This window comes from Kitasatospora sp. NPDC092286, assembly GCF_044755565.1.
Classification (GTDB): domain Bacteria; phylum Actinomycetota; class Actinomycetes; order Streptomycetales; family Streptomycetaceae; genus Kitasatospora.
This window is the reverse complement of sequence record NZ_JBIVRD010000025.1, coordinates 128751-142075: the sequence shown is the minus strand read 5'-3', so window position 1 is coordinate 142075 and position 13325 is coordinate 128751. Positions and strand designations below refer to the sequence as shown.

The window sequence follows — 13325 nt, the reverse complement described above, 5'->3', positions numbered from 1 at the left end:
ACGGCTTCACCTGCTGCGGAACTCCTTCCGCTACACCTCCAAGCGGGACTGGGCGGCGGTCGCCCGGGATCTCAAGCCCGTCTACACCGCGCCGAACGAGCAGGCGGCCCTGGACCGGTTCGCCGAGTTCGCCGCCGCCTGGGAGGCGACCTACCCGGCCGTGGTGCGACTGTGGGAGAAGGCCTGGTCCGAGATGGTCCCCTTCCTCGCCTTCGACGCCGAGATCCGCAAGATCATCTGCACCACCAACGCCATCGAGAGCCTCAACTCCCGCTACCGCAGGGCCGCCGGCGCCTGCGGCCACTTCCCCAACGACCAGGCCGCCCTCAAACGGCTCTACCTGGCCACCCTCGCCCTCGACCCCACCGGCCGCGGCCGACAGCGCTGGAGCAACCGCTGGATGGCCGCCCTCAACGCCTTCGACATCGCCTTCGACGGACGCCTGTCAGCCGGACGGGCGTAGGCCACCCGGCCCACACCCGCCAGGAAGATCAACACCTAGTACAAACGGGTGCCGTACACCTAGATCGTGATAGTCCCGCCCGCCACCACCGGGAGGTGACGGCGGGCCCGTTCGCGTCGGCGTCGGGGCGTTACGGCGTCGGGAAGGTGTTCTCGTCGACGTCGCTGGTCTTGGCGTTGCCGCCGACGGTCGGCTGGAGGGTGATGGACCAGGAGGTGTAGGTGCGGCCGGTCTCGAACTCCAGGGTGTCGTCGAACTTGCTGAAGTCGCAGTTCTGGGTGAAGGCCTTCAGGTTGGAGTCCCAGTCGACGCCGCCGGAGAAGTAGATCTCGTAGGTGCCGTCCTCGATGCCCTCGATGGAGGCCTTCTTGCCCTTGCCGACGTAGACGGAGTGGATCGACTTGCCCTTCTGGGCGAGGGAGACCACGGCGTCCGCGCTGCCGCCGTTGTCCACCTTGAAGACGCCCGAGCCCCGGAGGCGGCCCTCGCGGACCATGGCGCCGTTGTCGAGGGAGCGGGTCTGGAGCTGCGGGAACTGCGGCGGGGCGAAGGTGGTCGGGTAGCCGGCGGCGGTCATCTGCGCCAGGGCGGCGGGGACGGCCTTGAGGCCCTCCGACTCGCCGATCCTGGCGAGGGCGGAGGGGACGGCGCAGAGGGTCTTCTTCTTGATGTCGGTGCGGACCTTGGTCAGGTCGGTGGCGAGTTGGGTGAGGGCCGTCACCAGCTGGCGCTGGACGGTGGTGACGCTGGCCGGCTCGTCCGCGTAGCCCAGGCCGCTGCCGGCCGTGGTCGCCGCGCCGGCCACCTCCTGCAGGACGGTGGAGATGGCGTCGGTGGTCGTGGCCGAGGTGAGCTTGGCGAGCGCCGCGTTGACCGGGTCGACGTACCGGGCGAGCACCGGGCCGTACGGCGGCCGTGTGGGCGTCGGGGTGGGCGTGGGCGTCGGGCTCGGCGACGAGGTGGCGGTGACGGCGCCGGTGGGCTGCTGGTCCGCCGTCGTGGTCGCGCCTCCGCCGGAGCAGGCCGCCAGCAGCAGCGCGGTGCCGGCCGCCAGGCCTGCCTTGGTGATGGACTTCATAACCGCCCCCGGTGAGCTCTCATGCGCGCAGCGTGCACGCCCCCGCCGACATGATCCCGAGCGGACGGGGCCCGGTCAACGGGGCGTGCAAGAGGCGTATGGGAGCGCGTGCGGGGCGCATACGCGGCGCACGGAACGCTCCTCGCCGTCAACTACGATCGGGCTCGTGCTCAGCCTTACGGGACTTCCGCTGCAGATCATCTCCTCCGTCCTCGCGATCGCCGCCTTCGCCGCCACGATGTGGCTCTGGCCGAGATTCGGCGGCCGGGGCTGGAAGCCCTGGGCCGGCCGGCTCGGCGCGTTCTTCGCCACCCAGATCGCGGTCCTGGTCGCGATGGGTCTGATCGCCAACGGCTACTTCGGTTTCTACAGCTCCTGGAGCGACCTGCTCGGCACCAACGGCAAGCCCGGCACGGTGGTCGACCACCAGCCCAGTGCCGCCCTCGCCGTCACGGCCGAGAAGAGCATGTACTCGGCGCAGGGCTCGGCCCGGGACCGCTCCGGACTGATCCAGGAGGTCGCCGTCAAAGGAGCCGCGAGCGGTCTGAGCAGCGACGCGTACGTCTACCTGCCCCCGCAGTACTTCCAGCCGGAGTACGCGCAGAAGCGGTTCCCGATGGCGCTGGTGCTGGCCGGCTACCCGGGCTCGGCGGAGAAGCTGATCTCGCTGATGCAGTACCCGGCGTCCACGCTGACCGCGATCGAGCAGAAGAAGCTGCCGCCGACCGTGCTCGTGCTGATGCGCCCGACGCTCTCCGGCAACCGCGACACCGAGTGCATGGACATCCCCGGCGGCCCGCAGGTGGAGACCTTCTTCACCAGCGACCTGCCCAAGGCGCTCGCCGCCACCTACCGACTCGGCTCCGACCCCTCCTCCCGGGCCGTGATCGGCAACTCCACCGGCGGCTACTGCGCGCTCAAGTTCGCGCTGCGCAAGCCGGACGCGTACCGCTCGGCGATCTCGCTCTCCGGCTACTACACCGCGCCGATCGACGAGACCACCGGCGATCTGTTCGGCGGAAACGCCCAGTTGAAGCAGGAGAACGACCTGGTGTGGCGGCTGAAGAACACCCCGGCCGCCCCCGTCTCGCTGCTGCTCGCCACCAGCTACGACGAGAACAACTACGCCGGCACCCAGGCCATGGTGGGGGCGTTCAAGGCACCGACCAAGCTGTCGACGATCACCCTGGACACCGGTGGGCACAACTTCCACACCTGGACCAGGGAGATCCCGCCGGCGCTGGAGTGGCTGGGCCGCCACCTGACGGAGCCTCAGTCCGCCTAGGGCGGCGGCCTCCTGACGGCCACCGGAGCCCGCCACCGGGACGGCCGCACGGTGCCGGGATCCGGCGGCCGGAAGGCAGGATCACAGACGGCTCATAGCGTCGTCTCACGGTTCTCTCAGCCGCGCGGCCGACCGTATCGTCCATGACCACGACCAGCTTCTCCCCTCCGGCCGGCGAACCGTGGCCCGAGGCCGCGAGCCACCCGCCGCCGGAGGTGCCGCAGCCGGCACCGGACGCCGCCGGGCCCGCCCGGACCCCCGCGGCCGGCCCGCTCTTCCCGGAGTTCCCGCTGCCGCCCACCGGCCCCAGGGGCCCGGCGTCCTGGAGCGGCCGGCTGCGCACCCTCCCCGCCCGCGCCTGGCGCGGGCGGGCGGACGACCCGCGCTGGGTGCGGCCCGCCCTGCTGGCGCTGCTGGCCGCGACCGCGGTCCTCTACCTCTGGGGGCTGAGCGCCTCCGGTTGGGCCAACGCCTTCTACTCGGCCGCCGTCCAGGCCGGCAGCCAGAGCTGGAAGGCCTTCTTCTACGGTTCCTCGGACGCCGGCAACTTCATCACCGTCGACAAGCCCCCGCTGTCGCTCTGGCCGATGGCGCTGTCCGCCCGGATCTTCGGGCTCTCCTCCTGGTCCGTCCTCGCCCCGCAGGCACTGATGGCGGTCGCCACCGTGGGCACCCTCTACGCGGCGGTGCGCCGCCGCTTCTCCCCGCTCGGCGGCCTGCTGGCCGGCGCCGCGCTGGCGCTGACCCCGGTGGCGGCGCTGATGTTCCGCTTCAACAACCCGGACGCGCTGCTGGTCCTGCTCCTCACGCTGGCCGCGTACGGGCTGGTGCGGGCCACCGAGACGGCGAGCACCCGGTGGCTGGTGTTCACCGGGGTGATGTTCGGGCTGGGCTTCCTCACCAAGACCCTCCAGGCCTTCCTGGTGCTCCCCGCCTTCGCGGTGGTCTACCTGGTGGTGGCGCCGACCGGGCTCTGGCGACGGGCGCGCCAACTGCTGGCCGCCGGGCTGGCGATGGTGGTCGCGGGCGGCTGGTGGGTCGCGGTGGTCGAACTGGTGCCGGCCTCGGCCCGGCCGTACATCGGCGGCTCGCAGGACGACAGCTTCCTCTCCCTCACCTTCGGCTACAACGGCTTCGGCCGCCTCAACGGCAACGAGACCGGCAGCGTGGGCGGCGGCCGGTTCCCGACCGGGATGACGGAGGTCCCCGGCGGGATGCCCGGCGCGGCGGCCGGCAGCACGCGTGGCGGTGGCTGGGGCGAGACCGGCATCACCCGGCTGTTCGACGGCGACGTCGGCGGGCAGATCGCCTGGCTGCTGCCGGCCGCGCTGATCCTGCTGCTCCTCGGGCTCTGGGCGACCCGCCGCTACGCCCGTACCGACACCGCCCGCGCGGCCTTCCTGGTCTGGGGCGGCTGGCTCCTCTGCACCGCGCTGACCTTCAGCTTCATGTCCGGCATCTTCCACCAGTACTACACGGTGGCGCTCGCGCCCGCGGTGGCCGCCCTGGTCGGCATGGGCGCGGACGGGCTCTGGCGGGCCCGGCACCGGCTGCCGTACGCGGCGGTGCTGGCCGGCACCCTGGCGGTGACGGCGGTCTGGGCGTACGTCCTGCTCGGGCGAAGCGCGGAGTTCCTTCCGTGGCTGCGCTGGGCGGTGCTGGTCGGCGGGCTGGTCGCGGCGGTGGGGCTGCTACTGGCCGGTCCGCCGGCGGCACGCCTGGCGACACGGTCGGCGGGTACGCCCGGCGCTTCGGGGGTCGGCGGACGACTCGGCGGACGACTCGCCACGGCGGCGGGACTGGTGGGCCTGGCGGCGGCGTTCGGCGGGCCGGCCGCGTACGCGGTGGACACCGTCGGCACCCCGCACACCGGCTCGATCGTGACGGCGGGCCCGTCGGTGAAGGGCTCCTTCGGACCGGGTGGCGGCAGGCACGGCGGGCCCGGCGGGCCTGCCTTCGTGGCCAACGGCGGGACGTTCACGCCCCCGCAGGGCGGCCAGGGCGCTCCGGGCGGCGGCTTCGGCGGCGCCTGGCCGGGCGCGGGCACCGGCGACGGCACCGACGGCTGGCGCGAGCGCGGTACCGCCGGCGGCCGGGGCAACGGCACCACCGGCCAGGGCGGCCAGGGCGGCATGGGCGGGCTGCTCAACGGCGCCAAGGTCGGCAGCGAGGCCGCCGAAGCGCTCAGGCAGGACGCCGACCGCTACACCTGGGCCGCCGCGACCAGCGGCTCGCAGAACGCCGCCAGCTACCAACTCGCCTCCGGCGTCCCGGTGATGGCCCTCGGCGGTTTCAACAGCACCGACCCGTCGCTCAGTCTGAGCGCCTTCCAGCAGTACGTGCAGGAGGGCAAGGTGCACTGGTTCATCGGCGGCGGAGGCTCGCGCCGGACGCCCGGCGGCGCCGACGGCGAGGCGCGGGAGACGCAGACCGCACAGATCGAGAGCTGGGTGGAGAGCCACTTCACCGCGAAGACCGTGGGCGGCTCCACGCTCTACGACCTGACGGCGCCGACGTCCTGACCACCCCATGACGAAGGGGGCGCACCGCGCGGCAGCGGTGCGCCCCCTTCTCGTGCGGGGCCGACGGGCCCGGCACGTCAGTCCCTCACATCAGCCCGGCGCATCAGTCCGTCGGGCAGCGCGTCCCGGCGGCCGGCACGGTGCCGTCCACCAGGAAGGTGTGGACCGCGGTGCGGATGCACGCGCTCCTCCCGTACGCGGTGTGCCCGTCGCCCTCGCGGGTGAGCAGCACGCCGTGGGCGAGCCCGGCGGCCAGCTTCTCCGACCACGCGTACGGCGTGGTCGGGTCGCCGGTGGAGCCGACCACCAGGATCGGCGCGCTGCCCTCGGCCTTGACGGTGTGCGGCTTCTCGGCCGAACGGAACGGCCAGGTGCGGCAGTCCGGGTCGAACAGGGCCGACAGCGGGTTGTGCTTGCTGATCAGCGGGGCCTTGGCGGCGAGCTCGGCGAGGGCCGCCTGGAGCTCCGCGTCCGTGGGCGCCATGGCGGCGTCCGCGCAGTGGATGGCGGTGTAGGCGTCGGCGGAGACGCCGTAGTGGCCCTGTTCGTCGCGCTTGTTGTAGTCGTCGGCAAGGGTGAGCAGGTAGTCGCCCTTGTCGTGCTCCATGGCCAGGGTCAGGATGGCGCGCAGGTCGGCGCGGGCCTTCTCGCCCCCGTAGAGGTTGTCGATCACACCGGTCCAGGCGGCGTTGGCGGTGACGGTGCGCCCGTTGGTGGCGGTGAGCGGGTGGTCCTTGAGCCCGTCGAGGAAGCCGGCGAGCTTCTGCGCGGCTTTGTCCGGGTCCTTGCCGAGGGGGCAGCCCTTCTGCTTGACGCAGTCTGCGGCGAATTCCTGGAACGCCCGCTCGAACCCGGCCTGTTGGTCGATGTTGTGCTGGATCAGCGGCACGGACCGGTCCGTGGCACCGTCCAGGACCAGTCGGCCGGTACGGTCCGGGAACTCCTCGGCGTAGATGCTGCCGAGGTAGGTGCCGTAGGAGAGGCCGAGGTAGTTGAGCTTCTCGTCACCGAGGGCCCCGCGCAGGACGTCCATGTCCCGGACGGTGTCGCGGGTGCCGAGGAAGGGCAGCGCCTTGCCGTACTTGGCCTGGCAGGCGTCGGCGAGGGTCTTGCCGTGGGCGTCGCCGGGTTCGTCGGTGGTGAGCCACCCGTCGCGGGCCTTGTCGTCCAGGCAGTTGACGGGGCTGGTGCGTCCGACGCCGCGCGGGTCGAAGCCGACCACGTCGAAGTGGTCGTGCAGCGGCCCGTCGTAGTCCGTCTGCCCGGTCTGGACCATGCGGACGCCGGAGCCGCCGGGCCCGCCGGGGTTGACCAGCAGGGAGCCGACCCGCTGGTCCGGCCTGGCGGAGGGAATCCGGGAGAGCGCGACGTCGATCGCGTCGCCCGCCGGGTGGGCGTAGTCGAGCGGGACCTTGAGGGTCGCGCACTGCACCGCCGACTCGTCGACCTTCTTGGTCGCCGGATCGTCGGCGCAGGGCGCCCAGTTGAGCTGCTGGCCGTAGAACGCCTTGAGCGCCGGGTCCGCCGCGCCGGTGGGCGTGGGCGTCGGGGTGGGCGTCGCGGTCGGGGTGGGCGTCGTGGCGGGGCTCGGTGCGGTGGCGGACGCGGTGGAGGCCGTGTCCGTCCCGCCGGAGCCGGTGCAGCCGGCCAGGAGGGCGGCGGCGACGGCGGCGGGCAGCGCGCGCCGGGAGAACCGGATGATCATCGAGTGCACCGCACACGAATATCACCCGGTCATCACATGAGTCATATCGTTATCGCCGCGCCGCCACCACGCCCCCACCAAAGCCTCCACACATAAGGACAAAGGCTGATGAAACGTTTCGTCAGCCGCCGCACTGCTGCAGCATGGCCTTCTTGTCCGCCTCGGTGACCGGGAGTTGGTACTTCAGCGAGACCTGGGCGAAGCGCACCGCGTAGGAGCAGCGGATCGCGGTGTTGGCCGGCAGCCAGGAGGCCGGACCGGAGTCACCCTTGGAGGCGTTCTGCGAGCCGTCGGCCGGGATGAGGTTGAGCGGGTCGTTGGCGATCTGCACGCGCTTGGCCTTGTCCCACTTGGACGCGCCCATCTGCCAGTCGTAGGAGAGCGGCATCACGTGGTCGATCTGGATCTTCGTGGCCTGCTGCTTGGTCCACTGGACGGTCTTGCCGGTGTACGGGTCGTAGATGGTCATCGCGGTGACCACGCAGTTCGAACCGTCCTTGCGCTCCAGCGACTTGCCGTCGCGGGCGAGCAGGTCGTTGCGGGTGTCGCAGCTGTTGTGGCCGAACGGGACGCCGTCCACGTTGTCCGTCCAGGCGGGGCCGAACTCGTTGCGGTCGTAGCCGTCCTTGGAGCCGTTGGCGGCGGTGGCGACCTTGGCGATGATGTCCCGGCCGGCCTTCTGGTCCTCGGGCGAGGTCAGCGGCGCCAGGCCGGGCTTGGTGCCGTCGGGGTTCTGCAGCGGGCTGGTGCCCAGGTCCCCGGCGGCGGCCGGCGCCCCGGAGGACGCGGCACCGTCGGTGGACGACTTCTTGGCGCCGGAGCAGCCGGCCAGCGCCAGGGTGGATATCAGGAACACGGCGGTGGCGGAGAGGGCGGTACGGCGGGCGGGCACGGATGACTCCCGAGGTGGTGGGCGGCTGACGGCGACCCAGCAGACCAGCCGCCCGACACCCCGTCAAGGCGGCGCAACGCGAAGCGTTCGAGCATGTCGAAGCTCACATTCCGGTACCGGGCCGGGGACCGGCTGCGCGGCGGCGCCGCGGACGGGCAGGCTGGGCACATGCGGAACAGTGAACGACCCGTGGCCGCACTGGTCCTGGCCGCGGGGGGCGGACGGCGGCTGGGCGGTCGGCCCAAGGCCCTGGTCCGGTACCGGGGCCGGCCGCTGGTGGAGCACGCGGTGGCGGTGGTCCGGGCCGGCGGCTGCACGGAGGTGGCGGTGGTGCTGGGCGCGGCCCGGGAGCGGGTGCGGGCCACCGCCCATCTGCCGGGCTGCCGACTGGCGGACAACCCGGACTGGGCGGACGGCATGGGTTCGTCGCTGCGCGCCGGGCTGGCCGCGCTGGCACCGGAGGCCTCGGCCGCGCTGGTGATGCTGGTGGACACCCCCGGGGTCACCCCGGCCGCGGTGGCCCGGCTGCTGACGGCCCACCGGGCGGGCGCGGACCTGGCCGCGGCGGCGTACGGCGGGCGGCGCGGGCACCCGGTGCTGATCGGCGCCCGGTACTTCGCCGAGGCGGCGGCGGGCGCGACCGGCGACACCGGAGCACGCGCACTACTGGGGGCGCACGCCGACGAAGTCGCGCTGGTCGAATGCGCCGATATCGCCGTCCCGGACGACCTCGACACCCGGGCCGACCTCGCCCGCTGGGCCGCCGGGTGACCGCCTCCGGCCTGGGCCGGGGCGCCCGCTCCCCCGCCGAGGTGAGAGCGGCTCCTCCTCACCGGGGAGAGATCGGCCGCACACCCCTGATCTGTCCCTGAGGATTGCCCCATTCCGCGCCACGGCCCCCGCGTTTCGGGGAGCATGGGACACGTCCTTCCTCCCGACTCGAACGGACGGTGCCCTCGATGTCCGGACTGCCCGACGACTTCACCGGGCGCGACCCCGCGCAGCACGGGCCGGGGGCGGGCGGTGGCGCCCGGGCGATCCGCTGCCCCGCCTGCCGCCGCGAGCACCTGTACGAGCCGCCGTCGCTGCCCTGCCCCTGCGGCGCCTCGCTGAAGGTGCCGCTGCTGCGCGGCGGCGTGCCGGTCCAGGTGCGGTTCCGCTCCTGGGAGGACTCCTGGCTGAACATGCGCTGCCCGCACTGCGGCCGCTCCGACCAGTGGCCCCAGCCCGAGTTCACCTGCAACTGCGGCGCCACCGTCCGGCTGCCGGTGGACCGCACCACCCGGCTGGGCGGCAGTGCGACCGCGGGGCCGCTCGGCAGCACCGGCCCGCAGGGCACCCGCCCGCAGCCGGCCCACCCGCTGGGCGCCCCGGTCCCGACCCCGCCGGCCGGGTCCGGCACCGCGGCGACGCCCTGGCGGCGGCGCGCGCCGTTCCGCCCGCACCCGGTGCGCACCTCGCAGGACGCGGTGTTCACCGCCGCCCGCTATCTGGAGTGGCTGGGCTTCGACGACCTGGAGCTGACGGAGGCCCAGGAGCGCGACGGGGTCACCCTGCTCGGCAGCCGGATGGTCGCCCAGGTGGACACCTGGACCGAGCCGGCCGACGTGAAGTCGGTGGAGTGCCTCTGGCTGCAGACCCTGCACGCCGAGGAGATGGCCGCCGCGATGTTCACCCTGGCCGGCTACTCCCACCAGGCCACCGTCCGCGGCGAACAGCTGCTGGTCGCCCTGTTCAGCCTGGACCTGGCCGGGGTGCCGCAGCCCGCCAACGGCGCCGCCGAGGCCCTGATGGAGACCGGCTGGACCTCCTGACCCGGCGGCCGGACGCCCTGCCGCACCGGTGAACCCACCGGCCGGACGCCCTGCCGCACCGGCGGCCCACCGGCCGGACCGTCCGCCCCGCCGGTGACCCACCGGCCGGTGCGCCCGGGCCGGGCCCGGGCCCACCGCCGTCGGCCCCGACGAACCGGCCCCGACGAACCGGCCACAACAAGCCGACCGCAACAACCTGCGCTCGTGATCTGGTGCACAAGCTCACCCCCGTGTTGAATTGCCGCCACAACGCGGGCCTCGGGGGGAGGCCTGTGTCCTGCTGGATGGCGCGCACAAGGAGGTGGCGTTGTCGGAGCACGGATCGGGCCCGAGCGGCCAGGACGGACGGGGGCCGACAGCGCCCCAGGAGCCGGGGGACACCGTGTGGCGGCTGCGGTCCCGGGCGTGCTGGCAGGAAGCCGCGGAGCTGTTACGCCCGGCCGCCGAGCGCGACCCCGGGGCAGCGCTCGGCCGGGCCGAACTCCTCATCGAACAATGCCTGTTCACCGCGGCCCACTGGCCCCAGGCGGAGCAGGCACTGCGGCTGGCCGAGGCCGTGGTGGCCACCACCGAACAGCGCGCGGCGGCCTCCTGCGCCCGCGGCTTCCTGGCGTACGTGGCCAGCGTGCTCGGCCCGCGGGACCGGCTGGACGAGGCGCAGGCGGCGCTCGGCCGCACCTCCGCGCTGCTGCCGCCGGACGCCCCCGGGCGGCCGCTGCTGGACTTCCGCCGGGGGCTGGTCGCCGAGAACCTGCTGCGCGACCCGACGGCGGCCTGGATCGCCTACCGCCGGGCGCACGAGGGCGCGGGCGAGCGGGGGGACGAGCTGCTGCGCTCCTACACCTGGCGGCACCTGGCCGCGCTGGCGCTGGCCACCGGGGACCACGACCGGGCCCGGGAGGGGTTCGACGCCTCACTGCGGCTGCGCGAACAGCTCGGCTTCACGGTGGGTGTCGCGCCCGCGCTGGCCGCGCTGGCCGAGGTCGTCGAGCCGGACGAGGCCGTCCGGCTGCGGGCCGAGGCGGCCCGGCTGGTCCAGGCGCTCGGGGGCGTACCGGTGTGGCTCGCGCGCCAGCTGAGCGCGGTGCGCCCACCGGTCACGCCCCCGGACGGACGCGTCGGGCGGGAGGCCCGGGGAACCATCAGCTAAGGTGAGCCTAACCTGGCTGGGGTGAGCAGTGCCCCGGCCGGCTCGCCTCGCCGTTCCCGGGCTCCGCCAGGCCCCGCCCGGCCGGGCCCGGCCGGAGTCCGCACCGTCCGGGGCGGGCCGGGCGGTCCCGGGCGGTCTCCGGTCGACCCGATAGGGCCCGCCCCATGACCGCGAGCAGCACCCGGCCCGGCCCCGCGCCGCACGCCCCCCGCACCACCCCCGCGCACGCCGTCACCCTCATCCCGGGCGCCCCCGCCCCCTGCGCCGCGAGCTACGGCCGGCTCACCGGACTGCTCCCCGCCCTGCGGGTGTACTGCGCCCCGCCGCGCAGCGGCGACGGCTGGGTCTCCGGCGCCGATCTGCTCGCCCGCCCGGAGGCGCTGCGCGAGCTGATCGCCCATGACGCCCGGCAGGGCCTGGCCCGGTACGGCCGCCCGCTGCGCCCGGACGTGGCGGCCGGCTTCGGTCTGCACCGCTTCGTCTGGCCGGTTTCGGTGCTCGCCACCCTGCCGTGGTTCCTGGAGCGCCGGGTGCCGCTGCTCACCCCCGGGGACGTCTCGGTGCGCCGTGGCACCGGCGAGCTGACGGTCCGCCCGGAGGCCTTCCTCTGCCTGCCCGACGACCCCGCCGCCGGCCTGCGCGGCGCCCGGACGGTACCCGACGGGCCCGCGCTGGCCGCCGGGCTCCGGGCGGCCCTGGCCGACCTCCTGACGCCGGTGCTCGCCGCCTTCCGCCCGCAGGTACGGCGCGGCCCGCGCACGCTCTGGGCGATGGCGACGGACGCGGTGGTGGAGGGCCTCTGGTACGTCGGCCGGCTGCTCGGCGAGGAGGAGCGGGCCCGCGCCGAACTCTCCGCGCTGCTCACGCCGGAGCTCCCGGCGTGCGCACCGGGCGCGGGACGCTCGGGTACCGGCGCCCCCGCGCCCTTCACGCCCGGCGCGGGCTTCACCTCCGGAGCGCGCCCCGGCCCTGACGCCCCGAATGCCCAGGACACCCAGGACGCCCGGACCGCCGACCGGACCCGGGCGAGCTGCTGCCTCGTCTACACCGTCCGGCCCGAGGCCATGTGCGGCGGCTGCCCCCGGGTGGCACGGGGTTGACGCAAGGATGACCGAATACGCATCGGGGCAGAGTGCGCCAAGCCCGGAATTCCGGGAAATAACCACCCCAAATTAATGCGACAATGATATTGAATTTGCCCCAGAAATCCCCCTCACCAGCGCATTGAGGGCGAGTCAGTCATTCTCCGGCCGCTTATCCGTCATGATGGTCCCCACCGTCACGGCGGCGGAAAGCGACGCAGGAAAGCGAGGCTGGTCCAGGCGATGAAAATGTCCGACATACCGCTCGGTTGGGCCATCACCGCCGTCGCGGTGCTGCTGGTCACCGCCCTCCTGGTGGCCCTGGCCCGGAACCGGGGCGGCCCCACCACCTCCAGCGGCCCGGATTCCTGGGAGCGGTCCGAGGAACGGCGCCGGCGCAAGGAATCGCTCTACGGCGCCGCCTCGTACACCCTGCTGTTCTGCTGCGCCGCCGTCGCCGCCGCGCTCTCCTTCCACGGACTGGTCGGCTTCGGGATCCAGAACCTCAACCTCTCCGGGGGCTGGGAGTACCTGGTGCCGTTCGGCCTGGACGGCGCGGCGATGTTCTGCTCGGTGCTCGCCGTCCGCGAGGCCAGCCACGGTGACGCCGCGCTCGGCTCGCGCCTGCTGGTCTGGCTGTTCGCCGGCGCCTCCGCCTGGTTCAACTGGGTGCACGCCCCGCGCGGCTTCGGCCACGCCGGCGCCCCGCAGTTCTTCGCGGGGATGTCGCTCTCGGCGGCCGTCCTGTTCGACCGCGCGCTCAAGCAGACCCGCCGGGCCGCCCTGCGCGAGCAGGGTCTCGTCCCGCGCCCGCTGCCGCAGATCCGCATCGTCCGCTGGCTGCGCGCCCCGCGCGAGACCTACGCGGCCTGGTCGCTGATGCTGCTGGAGGGCGTCCGGAGCCTGGACGAGGCGGTCGACGAGGTCCGCGAGGACAAACGGGAGAAGAGCGCCGAGCGCGAGCGCCGCAAGCTGGCCGGCCGCCGCGAGCGGGCCGAGATCAGGGCCATCAACCGCACCAACAGCGTCTGGCGCCAGCGCGGCGGACCGGCCCGGCAGCTGGAGTCCGGCTCGGAGTCCGCCATAGCCGCCGGCCCCTCGACCGACCGGCCCGCCGTCGAGCCACCGGGGCCGGCCGCGGCGCCCGCCGCCGAGGGCACCGTGGTCAAGCCGGGCCTGCCGGCCCGACCTGACCGGCGCACCATCGACCTCACCGTGGAGGAGGACACCGTGGCACTGCCCCGGCTGGACTCGCTGGAGCGCAAGCTGAAGGACCTGGAGCAGCAGTTCGGCTGAGGTCGGCCCGGGGCCTGTCCGACAGGCCCCGGCTCCGG

General features: G+C 74.0%; 11 protein-coding genes. 8 read left to right on the top strand and 3 right to left on the bottom strand.

The annotated features are described in order from the left end of the window. On the top strand, window positions 1-463 hold a 463-nt coding region (locus ACIQIB_RS24810; protein ID WP_400760671.1), incomplete at its 5' end, for a transposase. Window positions 464-593: 130 nt separating this feature from the next. Here ACIQIB_RS24810 and ACIQIB_RS24805 read toward each other — a convergent pair. Continuing rightward, on the bottom strand, window positions 594-1541 hold the full coding sequence (locus tag ACIQIB_RS24805; RefSeq protein WP_400760669.1) for a hypothetical protein: 948 nt from the start codon (window positions 1539-1541) through the stop codon (window positions 594-596). Window positions 1542-1707: 166 nt separating this feature from the next. Here ACIQIB_RS24805 and ACIQIB_RS24800 point away from each other — a divergent pair, with 166 nt between their 5' ends. Next, window positions 1708-2826, top strand: coding sequence for an alpha/beta hydrolase (locus ACIQIB_RS24800; RefSeq protein ID WP_400660247.1), 1119 nt, complete (start codon window positions 1708-1710; stop codon window positions 2824-2826). A 143-nt stretch (window positions 2827-2969) separates the two neighbouring features. Beyond that, window positions 2970-5348 (top strand): ArnT family glycosyltransferase, encoded by a 2379-nt coding sequence (locus tag ACIQIB_RS24795; protein ID WP_400760667.1) that lies wholly within the window; start codon window positions 2970-2972, stop codon window positions 5346-5348. Window positions 5349-5451: 103 nt separating this feature from the next. Here ACIQIB_RS24795 and ACIQIB_RS24790 read toward each other — a convergent pair whose 3' ends face one another. Together ACIQIB_RS24790 and ACIQIB_RS24785 are read right to left on the bottom strand one after the other, a co-directional pair. Continuing rightward, the gene (locus ACIQIB_RS24790; protein ID WP_400760665.1) at window positions 5452-7053 is read right to left on the bottom strand and encodes an alpha/beta hydrolase; all 1602 of its coding nucleotides are present in this window, start codon (window positions 7051-7053) and stop codon (window positions 5452-5454) included. A gap of 121 nt (window positions 7054-7174) precedes the next feature. After that, complete coding sequence (locus tag ACIQIB_RS24785) at window positions 7175-7945, bottom strand: HNH endonuclease family protein (RefSeq protein WP_363615144.1); 771 nt, start codon at window positions 7943-7945, stop codon at window positions 7175-7177. Window positions 7946-8113: 168 nt separating this feature from the next. On the opposite strand from ACIQIB_RS24785, the gene ACIQIB_RS24780 reads away from it, so the two are divergent. The 5 genes from ACIQIB_RS24780 (at window position 8114) to ACIQIB_RS24760 (ending at window position 13287) form a co-directional block, all read left to right on the top strand. After that, window positions 8114-8716 (top strand): nucleotidyltransferase family protein, encoded by a 603-nt coding sequence (locus ACIQIB_RS24780; protein ID WP_363615154.1) that lies wholly within the window; start codon window positions 8114-8116, stop codon window positions 8714-8716. Window positions 8717-8904: 188 nt separating this feature from the next. Next, window positions 8905-9759: a hypothetical protein gene (locus tag ACIQIB_RS24775; protein ID WP_363615142.1), complete on the top strand. Its 855-nt coding sequence runs from the start codon at window positions 8905-8907 to the stop codon at window positions 9757-9759. Between the two features lie 307 nt (window positions 9760-10066). After that, a complete protein-coding gene (locus ACIQIB_RS24770) occupies window positions 10067-10909 on the top strand; it encodes a hypothetical protein (protein ID WP_363614910.1) in 843 nt (280 codons plus the stop codon). A 164-nt stretch (window positions 10910-11073) separates the two neighbouring features. Beyond that, the gene (locus ACIQIB_RS24765) at window positions 11074-12009 is read left to right on the top strand and encodes a (2Fe-2S)-binding protein (protein WP_363614908.1); all 936 of its coding nucleotides are present in this window, start codon (window positions 11074-11076) and stop codon (window positions 12007-12009) included. Between the two features lie 225 nt (window positions 12010-12234). Continuing rightward, entirely contained in the window at window positions 12235-13287 is a 1053-nt protein-coding gene (locus ACIQIB_RS24760; protein WP_400760661.1) for a DUF2637 domain-containing protein, read from the top strand. Window positions 13288-13325 lie beyond the last annotated feature (38 nt).

Bases quoted from the DNA above. Each gene is read 5' to 3' on its own strand.
- ACIQIB_RS24775 (WP_363615142.1), top strand. From the start codon at position 8,905: ATGTCCGGACTGCCCGACGACTTCACCGGGCGCGACCCCGCGCAGCAC.
- ACIQIB_RS24805 (WP_400760669.1), bottom strand. From the start codon at position 1,541: ATGAAGTCCATCACCAAGGCAGGCCTGGCGGCCGGCACCGCGCTGCTG.
- ACIQIB_RS24765 (WP_363614908.1), top strand. From the start codon at position 11,074: ATGACCGCGAGCAGCACCCGGCCCGGCCCCGCGCCGCACGCCCCCCGC.
- ACIQIB_RS24795 (WP_400760667.1), top strand. From the start codon at position 2,970: ATGACCACGACCAGCTTCTCCCCTCCGGCCGGCGAACCGTGGCCCGAG.
- ACIQIB_RS24790 (WP_400760665.1), bottom strand. From the start codon at position 7,053: ATGATCATCCGGTTCTCCCGGCGCGCGCTGCCCGCCGCCGTCGCCGCC.
- ACIQIB_RS24780 (WP_363615154.1), top strand. From the start codon at position 8,114: ATGCGGAACAGTGAACGACCCGTGGCCGCACTGGTCCTGGCCGCGGGG.
- ACIQIB_RS24760 (WP_400760661.1), top strand. From the start codon at position 12,235: ATGAAAATGTCCGACATACCGCTCGGTTGGGCCATCACCGCCGTCGCG.